19 protein-coding genes are annotated in these 19,990 nt (G+C 60.2%); 14 read left to right on the forward strand and 5 right to left on the reverse strand.

The features are described 5' to 3' along the window. Window positions 1-31: 31 nt before the first annotated feature. Window positions 32-505 (forward strand): transcription elongation factor GreA, encoded by a 474-nt coding sequence (greA, locus tag BM413_RS13490; protein WP_091914072.1) that lies wholly within the window; start codon window positions 32-34, stop codon window positions 503-505. An 85-nt stretch (window positions 506-590) separates the two neighbouring features. On the opposite strand, the gene scpA is transcribed toward greA, so the two are convergent. Then, complete coding sequence (gene scpA / locus BM413_RS13495) at window positions 591-2,711, reverse strand: methylmalonyl-CoA mutase (protein WP_091913853.1); 2,121 nt, start codon at window positions 2,709-2,711, stop codon at window positions 591-593. Then, a complete protein-coding gene (locus tag BM413_RS13500) occupies window positions 2,708-4,150 on the reverse strand; it encodes a methylmalonyl-CoA mutase subunit beta (RefSeq protein WP_091913854.1) in 1,443 nt (480 codons plus the stop codon). Before BM413_RS13500 ends, scpA begins: the two co-directional genes overlap by 4 nt. Window positions 4,151-4,395: 245 nt before the next feature. Between BM413_RS13500 and BM413_RS13505 the strand changes: the two genes are divergently transcribed. Further along, the gene (locus BM413_RS13505) at window positions 4,396-5,928 is read left to right on the forward strand and encodes a helicase HerA-like C-terminal domain-containing protein (RefSeq protein ID WP_091914074.1); all 1,533 of its coding nucleotides are present in this window, start codon (window positions 4,396-4,398) and stop codon (window positions 5,926-5,928) included. Between the two features lie 60 nt (window positions 5,929-5,988). On the opposite strand, the gene BM413_RS13510 is transcribed toward BM413_RS13505, so the two are convergent. After that, the gene (locus BM413_RS13510) at window positions 5,989-6,726 is read right to left on the reverse strand and encodes a L,D-transpeptidase (protein ID WP_091913855.1); all 738 of its coding nucleotides are present in this window, start codon (window positions 6,724-6,726) and stop codon (window positions 5,989-5,991) included. A gap of 197 nt (window positions 6,727-6,923) precedes the next feature. Then, on the reverse strand, window positions 6,924-7,586 hold the full coding sequence (locus BM413_RS13515) for a haloacid dehalogenase type II (RefSeq protein WP_091913856.1): 663 nt from the start codon (window positions 7,584-7,586) through the stop codon (window positions 6,924-6,926). A 150-nt stretch (window positions 7,587-7,736) separates the two neighbouring features. Between BM413_RS13515 and BM413_RS13520 the strand changes: the two genes are divergently transcribed. From BM413_RS13520 to BM413_RS13535, 4 genes are all read left to right on the forward strand, one after another. Continuing rightward, the gene (locus BM413_RS13520; protein WP_091913857.1) at window positions 7,737-8,615 is read left to right on the forward strand and encodes a branched-chain amino acid aminotransferase; all 879 of its coding nucleotides are present in this window, start codon (window positions 7,737-7,739) and stop codon (window positions 8,613-8,615) included. A gap of 168 nt (window positions 8,616-8,783) precedes the next feature. Then, window positions 8,784-9,380 carry a superoxide dismutase gene (locus BM413_RS13525; protein ID WP_091913858.1) on the forward strand — a complete coding sequence of 199 codons (597 nt, stop codon included), beginning with the start codon at window positions 8,784-8,786 and terminating at the stop codon, window positions 9,378-9,380. A gap of 189 nt (window positions 9,381-9,569) precedes the next feature. Beyond that, entirely contained in the window at window positions 9,570-10,010 is a 441-nt protein-coding gene (locus BM413_RS13530; RefSeq protein ID WP_091913859.1) for a c-type cytochrome, read from the forward strand. Between the two features lie 10 nt (window positions 10,011-10,020). Continuing rightward, the gene (locus tag BM413_RS13535) at window positions 10,021-10,968 is read left to right on the forward strand and encodes a c-type cytochrome (protein ID WP_091913860.1); all 948 of its coding nucleotides are present in this window, start codon (window positions 10,021-10,023) and stop codon (window positions 10,966-10,968) included. A 26-nt stretch (window positions 10,969-10,994) separates the two neighbouring features. On the opposite strand, the gene BM413_RS13540 is transcribed toward BM413_RS13535, so the two are convergent. Beyond that, window positions 10,995-13,109: a S9 family peptidase gene (locus BM413_RS13540; RefSeq protein WP_091913861.1), complete on the reverse strand. Its 2,115-nt coding sequence runs from the start codon at window positions 13,107-13,109 to the stop codon at window positions 10,995-10,997. Between the two features lie 261 nt (window positions 13,110-13,370). Between BM413_RS13540 and BM413_RS13545 the strand changes: the two genes are divergently transcribed. The 8 genes from BM413_RS13545 (at window position 13,371) to BM413_RS13580 (ending at window position 19,985) form a co-directional block, all read left to right on the forward strand. Beyond that, window positions 13,371-15,722: a putative monovalent cation/H+ antiporter subunit A gene (locus tag BM413_RS13545; RefSeq protein ID WP_091913862.1), complete on the forward strand. Its 2,352-nt coding sequence runs from the start codon at window positions 13,371-13,373 to the stop codon at window positions 15,720-15,722. A gap of 1 nt (window position 15,723) precedes the next feature. After that, on the forward strand, window positions 15,724-16,143 hold the full coding sequence (locus BM413_RS13550; RefSeq protein ID WP_091913863.1) for a Na+/H+ antiporter subunit B: 420 nt from the start codon (window positions 15,724-15,726) through the stop codon (window positions 16,141-16,143). Continuing rightward, window positions 16,143-16,520: a Na+/H+ antiporter subunit C gene (locus tag BM413_RS13555; RefSeq protein WP_091913864.1), complete on the forward strand. Its 378-nt coding sequence runs from the start codon at window positions 16,143-16,145 to the stop codon at window positions 16,518-16,520. The genes BM413_RS13550 and BM413_RS13555 overlap by 1 nt, the downstream gene beginning before the upstream one ends. Window positions 16,521-16,523: 3 nt before the next feature. Beyond that, the gene (locus BM413_RS13560) at window positions 16,524-18,095 is read left to right on the forward strand and encodes a Na+/H+ antiporter subunit D (RefSeq protein ID WP_091913865.1); all 1,572 of its coding nucleotides are present in this window, start codon (window positions 16,524-16,526) and stop codon (window positions 18,093-18,095) included. Next, window positions 18,095-18,568: a Na+/H+ antiporter subunit E gene (locus tag BM413_RS13565; protein WP_091913866.1), complete on the forward strand. Its 474-nt coding sequence runs from the start codon at window positions 18,095-18,097 to the stop codon at window positions 18,566-18,568. The genes BM413_RS13560 and BM413_RS13565 overlap by 1 nt, the downstream gene beginning before the upstream one ends. After that, on the forward strand, window positions 18,565-18,900 hold the full coding sequence (locus BM413_RS13570) for a cation:proton antiporter (RefSeq protein WP_091913867.1): 336 nt from the start codon (window positions 18,565-18,567) through the stop codon (window positions 18,898-18,900). Before BM413_RS13565 ends, BM413_RS13570 begins: the two co-directional genes overlap by 4 nt. Continuing rightward, window positions 18,897-19,259, forward strand: a complete 363-nt coding sequence (gene mnhG / locus BM413_RS13575; protein WP_091913868.1) for a monovalent cation/H(+) antiporter subunit G — start codon at window positions 18,897-18,899, stop codon at window positions 19,257-19,259. The genes BM413_RS13570 and mnhG overlap by 4 nt, the downstream gene beginning before the upstream one ends. 294 nt (window positions 19,260-19,553) lie before the next feature. Beyond that, the gene (locus BM413_RS13580) at window positions 19,554-19,985 is read left to right on the forward strand and encodes a Ros/MucR family transcriptional regulator (protein ID WP_091913869.1); all 432 of its coding nucleotides are present in this window, start codon (window positions 19,554-19,556) and stop codon (window positions 19,983-19,985) included. Window positions 19,986-19,990 lie beyond the last annotated feature (5 nt).

Consider the following 19,990-nt stretch of genomic DNA (forward strand, 5'->3'; position numbering starts at 1 on the left):
GGATGTCAAGCCAGCGCTTAAGCTCGCTTTCATGAGCAGAGCTTTCACACGCGAGGATGACAACGAAGCCATCGCCGACATTGGCGAGCGGCCGATCAGTTCTCACCGCAATCTCGTGACAGAACACGGCCTTGCGCTTATCGAGGCAGAGCTTGCCGAATTGCGCGAGGAACTCGGCAAGGCGGAGCGGCAGGCCGACCGCGAACGGCTTGCGCTGGTTTCGCGAGACCTGCGCTACTGGACGGCACGGCGCGAAAGCGCGGAACTTTCAGTGCCGGAGCCTGACAGCGATGTGGTGCGCTTCGGCATGGGCGTGACGCTGGAAGGCGACGACGGCAAGAAAGTGCACTGGAAGATCGTCGGCGAGGACGAAGCGGACCCGGCAAAGGGCACCATCTCGCATGTCTCACCGATGGCCGTTGCGCTGTTCGGGAAATCCGTCGGCGACATCGCCACGGTCAACGGCAAGGAATGGGAGATCGTGAAACTGAGCATCGGCGGCTGAAGCGCAGCTTCAGAATCCTAGCTTGATCGTGTGATCTTGGAGGCTTTGGCAAGGCACCACTATACACTTGTGCCTTGCAGCGTCCTTATGAAAGCAGCCCATCCAACAACCGTTCCGCCGCTTCCGGGATGACCGTCCCGGGCGGGAAGATTTCGGTGGCGCCGGCTTTCAGCACCGCATCATAGTCCTGCGGCGGGATGACGCCGCCGGCGACGATCAGGATATCTTCGCGGCCATGTTTCTTCAGCGCGTCGCGCAGTTCGGGAACAAGCGTGAGATGGCCGGCGGCGAGCGACGAGGCGCCGACGATGTGGACATCGCGGTCGACGGCGAGCTTGGCGATCTCCTCCGGTGTCTGGAACATCGCGCCCACGGTGACGTCGAAGCCAAGGTCGGCAAAGGCGGTTGCAATCACCTTCTGGCCGCGGTCATGCCCGTCCTGTCCCATTTTGGCGACGAGAATGCGCGGCTTGGAGCCGGTCTTCTTCTCGAAAGCCTCGACCTTTTCCTGAACGCGATCGACAGTCGGGTTTTCGCCGATCTCTGAACGGTAGACGCCGGAGATCGTCTGTACGGTGGCGACATGGCGGCCGAAGGCTTTTTCGAGCGCAAGCGAGATTTCGCCCACTGTGGCTCTGGCGCGTGCCGCCCGGATGGCGAATTCGAGCAGGTTTTCGTTGCCGCTTGCTGCCTTGGTCAGCGCGTCGAGCGCGCTTTCGACGGCGGCGACATCGCGCGTACCCTTCAGCTGCTGAAGCTTGGACAACTGACGCGCGCGCACTTCCGCGTTGTCGATCTTGAGGACATCGACCTCGATGTCCGTCTCAGGCTGGAACGCGTTGACGCCGACAAGCACCTGCTGACCGGAATCGATCCTTGCCTGGGTACGGGCGGCGGCTTCCTCGATGCGCAGCTTGGGAATGCCTTTTTCGGTAGCAGCGGCCATGCCGCCGAGCGCCTCGACCTCTTCGATGTGCGAAAGAGCCCGCGCCGCGAGATCATGCGTCAGCCGCTCGACATAGGCTGAGCCGCCCCACGGGTCGATGATACGGGTGGTGCCGGATTCCTTTTGCAGGATGAGCTGCGTGTTGCGGGCGATGCGTGCCGAATGGTCGGTCGGCAGCGCCAGCGCTTCATCGAAGGAATTGGTGTGCAGCGACTGCGTATGTCCCTGCGTCGCGGCCATCGCCTCGATCATGGTGCGCATGATGTTGTTGTATGGATCCTGCGCCGTCAGCGACCAGCCGGAGGTCTGGCAATGCGTCCGCAGCGACAGCGAGCGCTGGTCCTTCGGCGAAAAGTTCTTCTGCATCAGGCCGGCCCAGAGCAGTCGTGCGGCCCGCATCTTGGCGACTTCCATGAAGAAGTTCATCCCGATCGCCCAGAAGAAGGACAGACGCGGCGCGAACTTGTCGATGTCCAGGCCTGCGGCCACACCGGCGCGGGCATATTCTATGCCGTCGGCGATGGTATAGGCGAGCTCGAGATCCGCCGTCGCTCCGGCTTCCTGCATGTGATAGCCGGAAATCGAGATCGAGTTGAACTTCGGCATATGGTGCGAAGTGTAGGAAAAGATGTCGGAAATGATCCGCATCGAAGGCTTCGGCGGGTAAATGTAGGTGTTGCGCACCATGAACTCTTTCAGAATGTCATTCTGAATGGTTCCGGCCAAATCCTTTTGCGCGACGCCCTGTTCTTCGGCGGCCACGATATAGAGCGCCATGATCGGCAGAACCGCGCCGTTCATGGTCATCGACACGGTCATCTGGTCGAGGGGAATGCCGTCGAACAGCTGGCGCATGTCGAGGATGGAATCGATCGCGACGCCGGCCATGCCGACATCGCCGGCAACGCGCGGATGATCGCTGTCATAGCCGCGATGAGTGGCAAGGTCGAAAGCCACCGAAAGGCCCTTCTGGCCCGCCGCCAGATTGCGCCGGTAGAAGGCGTTGGATTCTTCCGCCGTCGAGAAGCCGGCGTACTGGCGGATCGTCCAGGGCTGCTGGACATACATGGTCGGGTAGGGGCCGCGAATGTAGGGCGCGCTGCCGGGATAGCCGTCGAGGTGCGGCAAGCCGGCGAGATCTTCGGGACCGTAGCGGCGCTTGATGGGAATGCCTTCCGGCGTCTGCCAGATTTTCGCATCCGCACCAGACTTGCCGGACGGCGGCTCGGACCAGGCTAGCTTTGAAAAATCGGGTATCATGATGCGGCTCCGATCAATTCGTCGAGCCTTTCAGCAGGCAATGCTTCACAAAACACCGTGCCGTCCGTCGGCGCCGGGTGACGGTCTGCCTTGATGGTTTCGACGGGGCGTTCGGACTTCACGGGGAAGACGGTGGTACCGACGATTGCCCGCTTTCCGGCTTTGTATTCGGCAATCCGCTTGTTGCGCGCCTCGATGACCCGCTTCTGGATAAGCCCATTGGCGAGGCTCCTGAGTATGCCGCCTTCAGCCTCGATCACCTGGAATTCCTGCCAGGCGGCCTCGCACAAGGCAGCGGTCAAGGCCTCGACGCCGCCGGAACCGGATGCCGGGTCGCCGACGAAGCCGATGTGGCTTTCACCCGCCATGATGAGTTGGGTGTTGCGTGCAATGCGTCGTGCAAAGCCTTCCGGCAAGCCGTGGGTGATGGTGTGGGGCAGGATGGCGACTGAGTCCGCGCCACCGGCAACTGCCGCAAAGCTGGCCAACGTGGTGCGCAGGATGTTGGTCTCCGGGTCTTTCACGGTCATCATCCGGTAGGACGTTTCGGCGTGAATGGCCGCTTGTGAAGGCGCAATCGAGCAAGCCTGCTGTACCCGAGCCCAGAGTTTTCGCAACGCCCTGATCTTGGCCATCGACAGGAACTGATCCTGATCGACGCTGAGCGAGAAGCCGATATGCGGGGCGGCGTAGAGCAAAGCCTGGCGCGCTTCTTCGAACAGGCGAAGGTGAGCCACGGCGGAAGCCAGCATGACGCCGAGTTCCTGTGCTTCCGTAGCACCCGCATTGTGCAGCACGCGGCCGTCCGCCTCCAGAAGCACGCCCGGAACGCCAAGCGCGAAGAAATGCGCCAGCGATTGCGGCATGGATGCCTGGAGCGCCTCGATGGACATGCGCAGCCGCCCGGTGCCGGCAAAGATCGCTGCCGGATCGATGCCGAAGGAGAGATTGAGCTTTGCCGGATCGGCGCGTCGCTTGGTCAGGATCGCAACCAGCCAGTCGGCCATGGCCCGGCTGGAAGGATGCACGTCGATCCGCAGATAGGTGCGGTTGAGCACCACGCCTTCCAGAACCGCATCGAGCGCTTCGGCGGTTCCCGGCAGGCCGTATCCGAATGCATTCGGCGCGCCGTCGAATACCAGCGAAAGCCCGTTCGCGCCCTGGTTTATCTCTTCCAGTGCCTGCCTGTTCGCTCGCTTGGGGTCCGGATCGTCGATGCGCTGCGTGATGATCCATGGCGCTTCCGCATTCTGGCGCGACAGAAACTCCGCGCTTTGCGCACGCTCGTAGAGCGGGTCGATGCGGATTCCGTCGTCTGTGTGCGAAACAAGCGTCTCTTCGAACGAAGCGCCGGAAAGCGCTTTTTGCGCCAGCGCTGTCCAACGCTCGCGGTCGGCCGGTTGGAATTCGACATCACTGAAAATCGCTCGGGCGTCCATACGTGTTCCCTGTTCTCCCGACCTTATCCGAGCAGAGCCCGAACATTATGGCCACCGGCGTTGTGTCGCAATGCAAACACACGCACAACGGCTTTTCCGATTGCCAAACCACAACGCCGACTGCAACCCTCAATCGGCCAATTTGCGCGATTGCCATTGTGACGCTGCAACCACGCAACTATACCTTTCTGGATTCCTGGCTTTTCGCGCCGGGCGTCGACTTGGTTTTTGGAGAGCTGGAGAATATGGCGCAGCAAGACAGCATTTTCATCGGGGCCAGCCGTAAGCCTGATGACAGCTATCAAAGACCCGAAAGTCTGCTCCTGAAATATGGAAACCGGCACGGCCTGATCACGGGCGCGACGGGCACGGGCAAGACGGTCACACTTCAGATTCTTGCCGAAGGTTTTTCCAACGCCGGCGTTCCTGTCTTCTGCGCCGACATCAAGGGTGATCTGTCTGGTATTGCAGCGGTTGGCGAGCCGAAGGATTTTCTGCTCAAGCGCGCCGAAGCGGTCAAGCTCGACCCTTACGAGTTCCGCGAAACGCCGGTGATCTTCTGGGATCTGTTCGGCGAACAGGGCCATCCGATCCGCGCCACGGTCACGGAAATGGGGCCGCTGTTGCTGTCGCGGCTGATGAACCTTACCAACGCGCAGGAAGGCGTTCTCAACATAGCTTTCAAGATCGCCGACGAGGAGGGGCTTCTTCTCCTCGACATGAAGGACCTGCAGTCGATGCTGGCCCACATGGCCACACGCTCGGAAGAGCTTTCGGCGCGCTACGGCAACGTCAACAAGACCTCAGTCGGCGCGATTCAGCGCTCGCTGCTCGTTCTGGAACAGCAGGGCGGCAAGAATTTCTTCGGCGAGCCGGCGCTGCGGATTCCCGACATCATGCGCACGACACCGGACGGGCGTGGCGCGGTGAATGTTCTGGCAGCCGACAAGCTGATGACGAACCCGCGGCTTTATTCCACTTTCCTGCTTTGGCTGCTCTCCGAACTCTTCGAGGAACTGCCGGAAGTCGGCGATCCGGAAAAGCCGCGTCTCGTCTTCTTCTTCGATGAGGCGCATCTGCTTTTCAACGAAGCTCCGAAGGCACTGCTCGACCGCGTCGAGCAGGTCGTTCGGCTTATCCGCTCCAAGGGCGTGGGCGTGTATTTCGTCACGCAGAACCCGCTGGATGTGCCGGAAACGGTGCTCGCCCAGCTTGGCAACCGCATTCAGCATGCGCTGCGCGCCTATACGCCGCGCGAAACGAATGCGGTGAAGGTCGCGGCCGACACGTTCCGGCCCAACCCGGATTTCAAGACGTTTGAGGCGATAACCAATCTCAGCACCGGCGAAGCGCTGGTTTCGACGCTCGAAGACAAGGGCGTTCCCTCGATGGTCCAGCGGACATTGATCCGCCCGCCATCCTCGCGCATCGGCCCGCTGACGCCGGAAGAACGCCGCAAGGTCATCAATGCCAGCCCGGTGACAGGCCAGTACGACCAGATGGTCGATCGCGAATCGGCCTACGAAATTCTGCTGGCGCGGGCCAAGCAGGGACAGACCGCGCCTCAGGGCGAAACCCAAGCCAGCGGCGGCGGCTGGACATTGCCGGATTTCGGCGGTGGCGGTTCAAAACAACCCACGGGACGCCGTACTGCGCAGCCGCGCGCTTCCGGTCGCCGAACTGTCGCGGAAGCGGCGATCAAATCAGTTGTGCGGTCAGTGGGCTCCTCGCTCGGACGCGCGCTGGTGCGCGGGATTCTCGGAAGCCTGAAGCGGTGATCTAAAACAAAAGGACCGGCCAAGGCCGGTCCTTTGAAGTGAGTGCTCGGTTCGGAGCTGTCAGGCGACGCCGCCGAGACCGCCGGTAACCAGGATCGGGGTCTTGTTCGGGACGCGATCGTAGAGATCGATGATATCCTGGTTCATCAGGCGAACGCAGCCGGACGAAACAGACTTGCCGATCGAGCTCCATTCCGGCGAGCCGTGCAGGCGATAAAGCGTGTCCTGATTGTTCTGGAAGATATAGAGCGCGCGCGCACCGAGCGGGTTCATCAGGCCCGGCTGCATGCCGCCATTGGCAGCACTATATTTGGCGAGTTCCGGCTGCCGTCCGATCATCTCGTCCGGCGGCGTCCATGTCGGCCACTTGCGCTTCCATTGGATGACGGCGCGGCCGGACCATTCAAAGCCGGCGCGGCCAAGGCCAACGCCGTAGCGCATGGCTTCGCCGCCTTCGCGGACCAGATAGAGGAAGTGATTCGACGTATCGACGACGATCGTTCCCGGGCGCTCGCCCGTCGGGTCCTGCACGACCTGGCGCAGGAAGCGCTTGTTCATCTTTTTCAAGGGGATGGCTGGTATTTCGAAACCCTCGTCAGTGACGGGGCCGTACATCATCGCGTAGTCGCCGAAAGACGAATCGACGCTGAGCTGCGGAGCCTCGGGCGGCGGTCCGTCGACATAGGCGCCGCGCGAGACGGTGCTGCATGCGGAAACGGCGAGGGAAGCAGCACCTACGGCTGCCGCCCCTAAAAAGCCGCGGCGATTTAAGCGAATGGAGGAGAGTGTGTCAGTCATGATGCCCTTTTAAATCCCGGCGCTGAAAAGGATAGTTAACAGCGTCGCAAAATTCCGTGAACGCTCCGCGAGCGGAACGCTTTCCATCCCCCAAAGTTCGAGCGCGATAAGCGGTTTCGATTCTGGCCTGACGGTGAAGAAAAAAGGGCGAAGATGTGACGGCAGCGCCATGTGGCATATCGGCCACGGCGGGGCCGTCAGTCTCCGGTCAACAGCCCTTTGAGCGATGGCAGGATAAGGGCTGGGGCAAGGTCGCGATATTCGTCGGGCTGGTTGGTTCGGTTGATCCACACTGTGCGAAAACCGAACTTGGCAGCACCCGCAATGTCCCAGCGATTCGACGACTGGAAGGAAACGGCATCCGGGTAAAGACGCCAGCCTGTGGTGACGAGATCATAGACCGAAGGGTCGGTCTTGAACCGGCGCACGGTGTCGACGGAGAAGATGTCGTCCAGCACCTGATCTAGCGCCGCCGATTTCACGGCTGCTTCCAGCATCGCCGGTGAGCCGTTGGACAGTATGGCAAGCCGCGCACCGTCGGCTTTCAAAGCCTTCAGGACGGCTGGAACCTCCGGATAGCAATCGAGCCGCCAATAGGCGTCAAGAAGGTCTTGCCTGAGTTTCTTGTCGGCAGAGGGCACCTTGAGAAAGGCAAAGTCGAGCGACTGTTCGGTCAGCTGCCAGAAATCGAGATATGCCCCCATCAGCGTCCGCGTCCACGAATATTCCAGCTGTTTCGCGCGCCAGATTTCCGAAAATAACTGGCCGTCGGGGCCGATCTTGTCGGCATGGCGGCGTACGGCGGCATGCACGTCGAACAGAGTGCCATAGGCGTCGAAGACATAGGCGTGGTGGCGCATCGATGCTCTCATTCTCCAATGCCGCGATAACGCAGCGAGTCACCTTAAGGTGCGGGTCGGCTGGCATCAACTTTTCCCGGTCTGCGGTGGTTGACGGAGGCGAGCAAAGCGTCTTCGATGCCGCTCACTCCTAAAGAAGGCGGATAATTCATGTCACTTTCAGCTGCCGCACAGAGCAAGACCTGGACCTATGTCGACGGTGACTGGCATGAGGGCAACGTTGCGATTCTCGGGCCCCGCAGCCATGCGATGTGGCTTGGAAGCAGTGTTTTCGACGGCGGGCGCTGGTTCGAAGGCGTTTCGCCAGATCTCGACCTGCATTCGCAACGGGTCAATTCATCCGCGATTTCGCTGGGGCTGAAGCCGTCGAAAAGCCAGGATGAAATCGTGGGCTTGACGCTGGACGGCCTGAAGAAATTCGACGGCAAGACCGCCGTCTACATCCGCCCGATGTATTGGGCCGAGCATGGCGGCTATATGGGCGTGCCGGCCGATCCCGCTTCGACCCGGTTCTGCCTTTGCCTGTACGAATCGCCGATGATCCCGCCGGAAGGGTTTTCGCTCACCGTATCGCCCTTCCGCCGGCCGACGATCGAGACAATGCCGACCAACGCCAAAGCGGGTTGCCTCTATCCGAACAATGGCCGCGCCATTCTCGAGGCCAAGATGCGCGGTTTCGACAATGCGCTTGTACTCGACATGCTTGGCAATGTCGCCGAAACCGGTTCGTCGAACGTCTTCCTGGTCAAGGATGGCCATGTCTTCACGCCGGCGGCCAATGGAACGTTCCTGTCAGGTATCACGCGCGCCCGCACCATCTCACTGCTGGCCGAATATGGCTTCCGCACCACCGAAAAGGCATTGTCGGTGCGCGATTTCCTCCAGGCCGACGAGATATTCTCGACGGGCAACCACTCCAAGGTCGTACCGGTCACCCGGATCGAGGATCGCGATCTGCAGCCGGGACCGGTAGCCAAAAAGGCGCGCGAGCTTTACTGGGAGTGGGCGCATTCGACGCCCGCCAAGTGAGCATATTTTTCCGATGGAACCGGCTTCTGTGAAGAAAACAGGCTGACACTTTCGGGCGCGATGATCTAGAAGGAACCGCACACCAGTTCAGGGGTTGTTCGAAAACAATTCCACCATATGTCTGTCCGGCAAGAGATTGCCGGAAATTGCCAACGAAGGAGTACGACCATGGCTTTTGAATTGCCCGCATTGCCCTACGACTATGAGGCTCTCCAGCCCTTCATGTCCAAGGAGACGCTGGAATATCACCACGACAAGCATCACAAGACCTATGTCGACAACGGCAACAAGCTTGCCGCTGAAGCCGGCATGGAAAACCTGTCGGTCGAGGAAGTCGTCAAGCAGTCGTTCGGCAAGAATGCCGGCCTCTTCAACAACGCAGCCCAGCACTACAACCACCTCCATTTCTGGAATTGGATGAAGAAGGGCGGCGGCGGCACCAAGCTGCCCGGCGCGCTGCAGAAGGCAGTCGACAGCGACCTTGGCGGCTACGACAAGTTCAAGGCCGATTTCATCGCTGCCGGCACGACGCAGTTCGGTTCCGGCTGGGCCTGGCTCTCCGTCAAGGACGGCAAGCTGGCCATCTCCAAGACGCCGAACGGCGAAAACCCGCTCGTGCACGGCGCAACGCCGATCCTCGGCGTCGACGTCTGGGAGCATTCCTATTACATCGACTATCGCAACGCCCGCCCGAAATATCTCGAAGCGTTCGTCGACAGCCTCATCAACTGGGACTACGTGCTCGAATTGTACGAGAAGGCATAAGCCTTAGAGACCGCTCTCAGAGTTTCGAAAAACCCCGGCTTGTCCGGGGTTTTTCTTTATGTTTGCCGGCTTCATGCAATCCCGCGGTCACGGCAAGATCACGCAAGCGTGAAGAGCATGGCGGGATGTTTTCGTCCACCTTGCGCGTTGAAAATCCCAGGCAGCCAGTTTGCAACCGGAGGACTATTGATGAAGAAGCTTATCCTCGCCGTCTCGGCGCTCGCGCTCGCATGTTCGGCGGCTCTTGCCGATCCGATCGCCGACCGCCAGGCCCTCATGAAGGCAAACGGCAAGGCTGTCGGAAGCATCGCGCCAATCATGAAGGGCGAAAAGCCGTTCGACGCAGCACTGGTGCTGGAAGCGCTGAAGACGCTGAGCGACGACGCCCAGAAGATCGATGTCGCCGCCATGTTCCCGAAGGGAAGCGAAACGGGCGAAAAGACGACGGTTTCTCCGAAAATCTGGGAAGACACTGCAGGTTTTCAGGCTGCGGTCGACAAGTTCAAGGCTGACACGGCTGCAGCCGTTGCTGCGCCTCCGACCGATCTCGATTCCTTCAAGACCACATTCGGCAAGGTGACCTCCAATTGCGGCACCTGCCACGAAACCTTCCGCATCAAGAAGAGCTAATCGCCTTCGGATGGGTATCGTCGGAAAGCTGGCCGTCGGAGCCGTTCTCCTTTGCGGCGTCGGCGCGGTGGCTTTCTGGATCCTGACCGAGCCGGTGCGCCTCGATGCGGCTGAAGCGGCGGCTCTCGGATCGGGCGATCCTGTGAAGGGCGAGCGGATTTTTTGGGCAGGGGGCTGCACCTCCTGCCACGCCCGTCCCAAGGCCGAAGGCGATGCCAAGCTCGAACTCGTCGGCGGCGTCGAACTGAAAACGCAGTTCGGCACTTTCGTTGCGCCGAACATCTCGCAGGACACGACGGACGGCATCGGCGCGTGGTCCGCCGAGGATTTCGCGAACGCTGTGCTGAAAGGCGTTTCTCCCTCCGGCGAGCATTTCTATCCGGCATTTCCCTACGCTTCCTATGCGCGGATGAAGACCTCGGATGTCGCCGACCTCTATGCCTTCATGAAAACGCTGCCGGCGGTTGCCGGCAAGGCGCCGGACCATTCGCTGAGCTTCCCCTTCAACATCCGCCGCGGGCTGGGCCTCTGGAAGCAGCTCTATGTGAGCCCTGAGCCTGTGGTTGCGCTTAACGACAGCGCGACCGAAGCGCAGGTTGCCGGGCGCTATCTTGTCGAAGGTCCGGGACATTGCGGCGAATGCCATACCCCGCGCGACCTCATCGGCGGAACCGAGAAGAGCCAATGGCTGGCGGGTGCGGCCGCTGCGGAGGGGAATGGCATCGTGCCCAATCTCACGTCGGGCGAGGGCGGTATTACATGGTCGGAGAGTGAAATCGCGGACTATCTCGAAACCGGCTTCACGCCGGATTTCGATTCCGCCGGGGGCACCATGGCTGAGGTCCAGCGGAACATGGCGAAGCTGACCAAGGAAGATCGCGCGGCGATCGCCGCCTATCTGAAAGCGATCCCGCCGCACCCGAACGGCTATCCGCCGCGCCAGCAGCCGGCGAACTGATCTGCTCGCCGGCTGGATTTTGAGGCTTACGCCGGTTCGGCTTTTGCCTTGCCGGTTACTTTCAGCGCGAAGGCATAGTTGTAGGCGATCTCTTCCAGTCGCGAGAAACGACCAGACGCACCCGCGTGGCCGGCATCCATGTTGATCTTGAACAGAACCGGGTTATTGTCCTTCTTGAGCTTGCGCAGGCGTGCCGCCCATTTCGCCGGCTCCCAATAGGTGACGCGCGGGTCGGTGAGGCCGGCCACCGCCAGGATCGGCGGGTAAGAAAGAGCGCCGACATTGTCATAGGGCGAGTAGGCGGCAATGGTCTTGTAGTCGGCTTCCGACGTGATCGGATTGCCCCATTCCGGCCATTCGGGCGGGGTCAGCGGCAGTGTATCGTCGAGCATGGTGGTGAGGACATCGACGAAAGGCACTTCCGCAATAATGCCGCCGAAAGCTTCCGGCGCCATGTTGGCGATCGCGCCCATCAGCATGCCGCCGGCGGAACCGCCTTGGGCGACGATGCGGTCGTGGCTGGTGTAGCGCTCGGCCACCAGATGGCGCGCGGCGGCGATGAAATCGAGGAAGGTATTCGTCTTCTTCACGCGCTTGCCGTCGTCATACCAGGCGTAGCCCTTGTCCTTGCCGCCGCGGATATGGGCGATGGCATAGACGAAGCCGCGATCGGCCAGCGACAGGCAGTTGGTGTTGAAGGAGGCTGGAATTGCGATGCCGTAGGAGCCGTAGCCGTAGAGCAGGCACGGTGCCGAACCATCGAGCGGCGTGTCGCGATGATAGATGAGCGAGATTGGGACGAGCTCGCCATCATGCGCCGGCGCCATCAGCCGGCGAGTGACATAGTCCTCCGGATTATGGCCGGAGGGAACTTCCTGCGTCTTCAAAAGAACCCGCTCGCGCGTGCGCAGATTGTAGTCGAAGAGCTGGGTTGGCGTTGTCATCGACGAATAGGAGAAGCGGATGACATCGGTGTCGTACTCATAGGAGCCGCCGAGGCCGAGCGAGAAGGCTTCCTCCTCGAAGGAGATCATATGCTCCTCGCCGGTCTTGCGGTCATGCACGACGATCCGCGGCAAGCCTTCCTTCCGCTCCAGGCGAACCATGAAATCCTGATAACCGAGGACCGACAGGATGAGGCGGCCGGGCTCGTGGGGCACCAGTTCCTTCCAGTTAGCGCGGCCGGGGGCGGTTACCGGCGCGGTCATGATCTTGAAATCCTTGGCGCCGTCGGCATTGGTCAAGATGAAGAAGATGTCGCCGCCTTCCTCAAGGTCGTATTGCAGGCCGGTCTCGCGGGCCGCCACCAGCTGCGGCTCGGCATGCGGGTCAGCCATGCTGAGGAGCCGGTATTCCGACGTTTCGTGGTCGTTGATGCCGATGAAAATCCAGTCGTTGCGGCGCGAGCCGCCGACATTCATGAAGAAGCCGGGGTCGGTCTCTTCAAAGACAAGGCGATCATTGGCCGGATCGTCGCCGAGGGCGTGGAAGAAGATTTTCGACGGACGATGATTCTGATCGAGGCGCGTGTAGAAGAACCCATCGTCCGATGCATTCCAGACGCCCGAGCCGCCGGTATCGGTGACCTGGTCGGAAATGTCCTTGCCGTCCGACAATTCACGGACGTGGAGCGTGAAGAACTCTGACCCCTTGTCATCGTATGCCCAGAGCAGGCGCTTGTGGTCGGACGAATGGTCGACGCCGCCGATGCGGAAATAGGGCTTGCCTTCGGCTTCAGCGTCGCCGTCGAGGATGATTTCCTCGGCGCCGCCGTCACGCGGCGTGCGGAAGTAGCGCGGCTGCTCGCCGCCGATCTTGAAGGATGAGCCATAGGCGAACGGCCCGTCCTTCATCGGCACTGAGGAGTCGTCCTCCTTGATGCGGCCCTTCATTTCCTGGAACAGTCGCTTCTGGAGTTCAACCGTGTCTTCCATCAAAGCCGACTGATAGGCGTTCTCGGCATCGAGATGATCGCGGATTGCCGGATCGAGAGTGGACGGCTCGCGAAACACCTCCTGCCAGTTTTCGGCGCGCAGCCAGGCGAATTCGTCGGTTCGGGTCACGCCATGGCGCGTGTCCGTCACCGGTCGCTCTTCGGTCTGCGGTGCCTCGATTTTCGGAAATATGCTGGAGTTGGTCATTGCGTCTCGCTTTGATGGGATTCTCAGGTAGGACTGAACACGGCGAACAGGCTGCGTTCAAGAGCCAGAAGAAAGGCCTTTTTAGATTTGCGTACGTCCTGCGATAGGTAGACATGAAGAAGCCGACCTTCAAACAATGATCGCGGGGATGACGGCGGACTTTTGCCGGGAAAGACTTGCCCGGACGCTGCCCCCCGTCTATTCCACTGTCATTCAAAAATCTGCACTGGCATATCGAGGTCGCCCGCGCCGGGCAACGGGATGGGAACGGGGGAACGGCCGCTGACATTTTTTGCGCTGATATTGCCGTTTCTGGCCGCTGCGGCAGCACCATTCCTGACCCGACTGCTGAAGCACAACGCCGCCTGGGTTCTGGCGCTTGCGCCTCTTTGGATGTTCTCGCATTTCGCCGGAATGTCAGGGCCGGTTTCCGAAGGAGCGGCGATTGCCGGCGGCTTTGACTGGATACCGAGCCTGGGTGTCCGCTTCTCCTGGTATATCGATGGACTGTCGCTGACGTTTGCCCTGCTCATCACTGGCATCGGCACGCTGATCGTTCTCTATTCCGGCGGCTATCTCAAAGGGCATCCGCACCAGGGCCGGTTCTTTTCCTTCATACTGATGTTCATGGGCGCGATGCAGGGATTGGTCGTTGCCGACTCCTTCCTGATGCTTTTCGTTTTCTGGGAACTGACCTCGATCACGTCCTTCCTTTTGATCGGCTTCGACCACGCTCGCGAAGCCTCGCGCCGTGCTGCCTTGCAGGCGCTGGTGGTCACCGGACTGGGTGGCTTGTCGTTGCTAGCCAGCCTGCTGGTAATCGGGGCGGCGAGCGGCCAGAACGATCTTTCGGGGCTGTTGGCGTCGGGGGATGCCATGCGAAACAGCCCGCTCTATCTGGCAGCACTCATTCTGCTTCTGGGCGGCGCTTTCACCAAATCCGCGCAGTTTCCGTTCCATTTCTGGCTGCCCAACGCCATGGAGGCACCGACGCCGGTGTCGGCCTACCTGCATTCGGCAACGATGGTGAAGGCCGGCGTCTATCTCGTCATGCGCATGAACCCCGTGATGGGCGACACGGCTGCGTGGGAGACGATACTACCGCTGTTCGGCGGCGTGACGCTGCTGGTCGGAACGCTGCTCGCGCTCAGACAGACCGACCTAAAGCTGATGCTCGCTTATACCACCGTCGCTTCGCTGGGCCTGCTTGTCATGCTGACGGGCCTCGGTTCGGAAAAGGCCGTTGAGGCGGCCGTGCTCTATCTGATCGCGCACTCCATGTTCAAGGGCGCGCTGTTCATGGTGGCCGGCCTGATCGATCATGAGAGCGGAACGCGCGACATTCGCTTGCTTGGCGGCTTGCGCGGCGCGATGCCGATTACCTTCGCGGCCGCGATCCTTGCGGCACTATCCATGGGCGGCCTGCCGCTGTTCTTCGGCTTTCTGGCCAAGGAAGAGATTTATGCCGCGGTTGCGTTCGGGGGCGGCTGGGCCACTTTGGTGACGATCGTGGCGATCGTCGGCAACGCGCTGATGTTTGCAATCGCCTTTGCTGTGGGGCTGAGGCCGTTTATCGGCGCGCCCGCCAAGACGCCCAAGCACGCGCATGAAGGCCCCGTCCTGCTGTGGCTCGGCCCCGTCGTCTTGGCTCTTTCGGGGCTGCTGGCTGGACTGTTTTCGACCGTTGCGCATCGATTGCTTTCGAGCCCGATGGCAAGTGCGGTCTCCGGGCAGGACCTGCAGATCGACATTTCGACCATGCCGCATATCGGCATGCCGCTGCTTCTTTCGGTCCTGACCATCGCGTTTGGTATCGGTGCTTATCTGTCGTTGGACCGGCTGCGCGCGAGCATGGCTTCGGTTCTGAAGGCGATCGGCTGGGGGCCGGATCGGGGTTTCGATCAGGCGATACGCGGGCTGCTGCGGCTGTCGTTCAGCGTGACGAAAGTTGTCCAGAGCGGCCGGCTCGACATCTACATGACTGTGACCTTCATCGCGGTTGCGCTGACGCTTCTGGTGCCGATGGTGCTGTTCGACGAATTGCCTTCCATGCCGGTGTTTCCGGACCTGTGGTTCTACGAATGGACCGTGGTTGCTATCGCGGTGATAGGCCTTGGGGCTGTCGTTTATGCTCAGGATCGTCTGACTGCGATCGTCTCGCTCGGCATTCAGGGATTTGCGGTCGCGCTTCTGTTCATGCTGATGGGCGCGCCCGACCTGTCGTTCACGCAGTTTATGGTCGAAACGCTCTCGGTGGTTATCCTGGCGCTCGTCATGACGCGGCTTCGGCTTAGCGTTTCCGACCATCGGCCGACGGGTCAGAAGGTGCTGGATATCAGCGTCGCTGGCGCTTGCGGCCTGGCATTCGGCATGCTGCTGCTCAAGGTCACGCAGCTTCCCTTCGATGAGACGCTGAGCACGTTCTTCAAAAACTATTCTCTGGTCATCGCGCATGGCCGCAATGTCGTGAATGTCATCATCGTCGATTTCCGCGGACTGGATACGCTGGGCGAGATCGCCGTGGTTATGATCACCGGACTGGCGATTCTGGCTCTGATCCGCATCCGCACCAAGGATCAGGCTGTCCCGGCCAAACGGAAAGGGAGGCGCTGACATGCGAACGCTGATCTTCCGAACAGCCGCGCCCTATCTGACCAGCCTGATGCTGCTGTTCTCGGTGTTCGTGCTGCTGCGCGGCCACAACGAACCGGGCGGCGGTTTCATCGGCGGGTTGATCGCGGCTTCGGCCTTTGCAATCTACGGTATCGCCTTCGGGGTGCCGGAGGTGCGGAGAGCAATGTATTTCCACCCAATGGCGATTTCGGGCTTCGGCCTGTTTCTAGCGGCACTTTCCGGACTGCTGTCCTATGTGCTCCATGTGCCGTTCCTGACCGGGCTCTGGACGTCGCCAAGCCTCTTCGGCATCACCGTCGATCTTTCCACTGTGATGTTCTTCGACATCGGCGTCTATCTGGTCGTGGTCGGCTCGATCACTTCCATCGCACTTGCCCTTGAAGAAAGGGAGGATGACTGATGGAGACGGTTCTTTCCGTACTGGTCGGACTGTTCTTTGCGGTCGGCATCTATCTGATGCTGTCGAAACACGTGATCCGCATTCTTCTCGGCATCGCTATCTTCGGCAATGCGGTCAATCTGCTGATCTTCACCGTTGGCAGGATCACGCGTGAAGTGCCCCCGATCATTCCGCATGGCTTCGACGTGCCGCCGGGACCGGTGGCCAATCCGCTGCCGCAGGCGCTGATCCTCACCGCGATCGTGATTTCCTTTTCCTTCTTCGCTTTCCTGCTGGTCCTGGCTTACCGCGCCTATCAGGAGATCGGCACCGACGACACAGACGGCATGCGCGTCGCCGAACCGGAAGGCGAAACCCTTCCGCCGCTGGGGTATTGAGTTATGGCGGGTGAAGCCGGAAAAATCGTCGACGTAACGGCTGCCATGATCACCACGCCGGTGACGGCCGCGGATTGGCTGGTGATTGCGCCGGTCGTTATCCCGATCGTGTTCGGTGCGCTGCTGCTGATGTTCCGCCACGAAATGCGCTGGCATGGCATCGTCGCGCTGGTCGGTCTCGGCGCAATGGTCGGCACGGAAGTGGCGTTGCTGCTACACGTGCTGGCAAACGGCCCGCTGTCGATGACGATGGGAAGCTGGCTGCCGCCTTTCGGCATTTCCTTCACCGCGGATGCTTTGGGCGCGACATTTGCGCTGACGTCGGGCATCGTCGCGTTCATCTGCGCGATCTTTGCTATCCGCGACATCAATGTTTCCGGCAGGCGATACGGCTTCTACCCGTTCCTGATGCTGCTGATGGCGGGCGTCAGCGGGGCGTTCCTAACCGGCGATATCTTCAACCTCTATGTCTGGTTCGAGGTTTTCGTCATCTCGTCGTTCGGGCTGCTGATCCTGGGGTCCGAAAAGGCGCAGATCGACGGCGCGACCAAATACGCGATCCTCAACCTCGTGGCGACGACGCTGTTCCTGATCGCCACCGGGTATCTCTACGGCACCTTCGGCACGCTCAACATGGCAGATATCGCCCGCAAGGCCGAAGGTTTGCGCGCGACTGCTCCATTGATGACCCTGGCCTCGCTCTATCTGCTGGCGTTCGGCATGAAGGCGGCGGCATTTCCGGTGAATTTCTGGCTGCCGGCCTCGTATCACACGCCCCGCATCGTAACGGCTGCCCTGTTCGGCGGACTGCTCACCAAGATCGGTGTCTACGCACTTCTGCGGACGCTGGTGATGCTTTTCCCGGTTGAGCGCAGTGTTCTGGCCGATCTCATAGGCTGGGTTGCGGTCCTGACCATGGTGCTTGGTGTCATGGGCGCGCTGGCGCAGTCGGATACGCGGCGCATCTTCGGGTTCCTGGTGATTTCCGGCGTGGGTGTCATGCTGGCCGGATTGGCGTTGGGCACGCAGACCGGCCTTTCCGGCGCGATCCTCTACGCCGTGCATTCCATGCTGGTCATGACGGCGCTTTATCTGCTGGCCGGAATGATGAAGGAACTTGGCGGCAGTTTCTCCCTGCGCGAACTTGCCGGGCTCTATCGAAGCACGCCGCTGTTGACTGCGATTGCACTCGTGCTGGCGCTGGCCGTTGCGGGCCTGCCGCCGGGCTCGGGCCTCTGGCCGAAGGTTCTGCTCGTAAAAGCCTCGCTGGAGGCAAATCAATGGTTGCTTGCCGGTGCGGTTCTGCTGAGCGGTTTCCTCACGACCATCGCCTTGGGGCGCGTGTTCATTCTGGCATTCTGGCGGGAGCGGGAAGGTGCGGGTGCAACGAAGGCGCTGGCGACCGATACGGCGTCACCGGTTCTTGGCTACGGTGTGCTGCTGGCCTTGATGGTCCCGATCGTCGTTTTGGGCGTGTATCCCGAGCCGTTCATCAAAATAGCAGACATTGCCGCCGGCGGGCTTCTGAACAATGCCGGCTATATCGGTGCGGTATTTCCGGCGGGAGGCGGCTGATGACGATCTATCTCGGCGTAATCCTGCTCGCTCTCGCATGGGCGGCCGTAACCGGCTCCTTCACCCTTCCGAACCTCGTCTTCGGCCTGGTCCTCGGAAGCCTGACGCTCTATCTCGTTCGAGAACAAAGGGGGCCGTTTCGCAGTGCCTTTCGCCCCGGCAAGGTGCTTTCGCTGGCTCTGCTGTTCGTCAAAGAACTGATTCTTTCTGCATGGCGCGTGGCTAGGCTCGTTGTTTCATCCAGGATGGAACTGCAACCCGGCATATTCGCCTATCCTTTGAAGGTGGATCGCGATTTCGAGATAACCTTGCTGGCAAACCTTATTACGCTCACGCCCGGCACGCTCTCGGTCGATGTTTCGGACGACAAGCGCCTGCTTTACGTCCATGCGATCGACTGTTCCGACCCGGAAGCGGCGATCAAGGACATCGAGACGGGTTTTGAGCGCAAGATACTGGAGGCGTTCCGATGATCTCTGGTGAAGACTTCCTGGCCTATTGCGTGATCGTCGCTCTGGCGTTGCTCAGTCTTTCCTTTCTGCTGACGGTCTTGCGGGTACTGCGCGGACCAACGCTTCCGGATCGTATTCTTGCGCTCGACATGCTGGTGGCCATCGCCATCGGCTTCATCGCTGTTCTCGGCATCAAGACCGGCTATGCCTTTCATGTCGATATTGCGATTGCGCTCGGGCTCGTCGGTTTTCTTGCCACGGTCGCCTTCGCGCGCTTCGTGTTGAGCCGCGGAGCCAAGGATTTCGACGGTCCGAAGGGCGCCAAAAGCCGACCCAGGAGGGGGAAGCGATGATCGAACCGTTGCTTGATTATGCTGCAGGTATTCTGATCGTAATCGGCGCTATTTTTGCCTTGATCGCATCGATAGGCCTGCTTCGGCTACCAGATCTGTACACGCGGATGCACGCAGCCTCCAAAGCCGGCACGTTGGGATCGTGCGTCATGTTGATAGCGCTTGCCGTTCAATCGCAGGATCTTGCCATATCGACCAGGGCGATCGCAGGCGTGATATTCTTCCTGTTAACTGTGCCGATATCTTCGCATCTGCTTGCAAAGGCTGCACATGCTTCCGGTTATCGCATGTGGGACAAGTCCGTTCGGGATGATATTGAAGGTTTCGTCCAGAAGACGAAAAAAATCACGCGAAATTGATCCACTGGCAATAAAAAATATAGTGCAGAAGCGGCATTTGACGATGCTGCTGAGCTTTCACCTACTTAAGGGTGGGGGATGTCAGTATCCTAAAGATATTTAGTGTGATTATCTGGACTGACCAAGGTCAAAAACAATAGATGAGAAAATATTTAATTGACTTACTTTGCGGTGAAGGTCATTAAGAAGGATCGACGCGAGTCGTAATGGTCTTGCCTGTCGTGAAATTCCGCAAAGCCCCACAAAATCAAAAAAAGGGGCGTTTTTGAAACTTATCCCTGGGGCCAGAAGAATATGGACATTACCGATACGTCTACCAAGAATTCCGAAATGCTAATTGAGCTGACAGCCGATGTGGTTGCTGCTTATGTCAGCAATAATCCAGTTCCGGTTGGCGAACTGCCAAATCTTATCGCCGACGTACATGCAGCGCTCGGTCGTGTTGGTGGAGCTGTAGAGCAGCCGCAGACCGACAAGCAGAAGCCTGCTGTCAATCCGAAACGCTCGGTTCATGAAGAATACATCGTCTGCCTTGAAGACGGAAAGAAGTTCAAGTCGCTCAAGCGTCACCTGATGACCCACTATGGTCTGTCGCCCGACCAGTATCGTGAAAAGTGGGGCCTGGACCCTGCCTATCCGATGGTCGCGCCGAACTATGCAGCGGCTCGTTCGCAGCTGGCCAAGAAGATGGGCCTGGGCCGCAAACGCAAGACGGCCAGTAAATAAACAGC

This window comes from Mesorhizobium sp. YR577 (genome assembly GCF_900116595.1).
GTDB lineage: Bacteria > Pseudomonadota > Alphaproteobacteria > Rhizobiales > Rhizobiaceae > Mesorhizobium_M.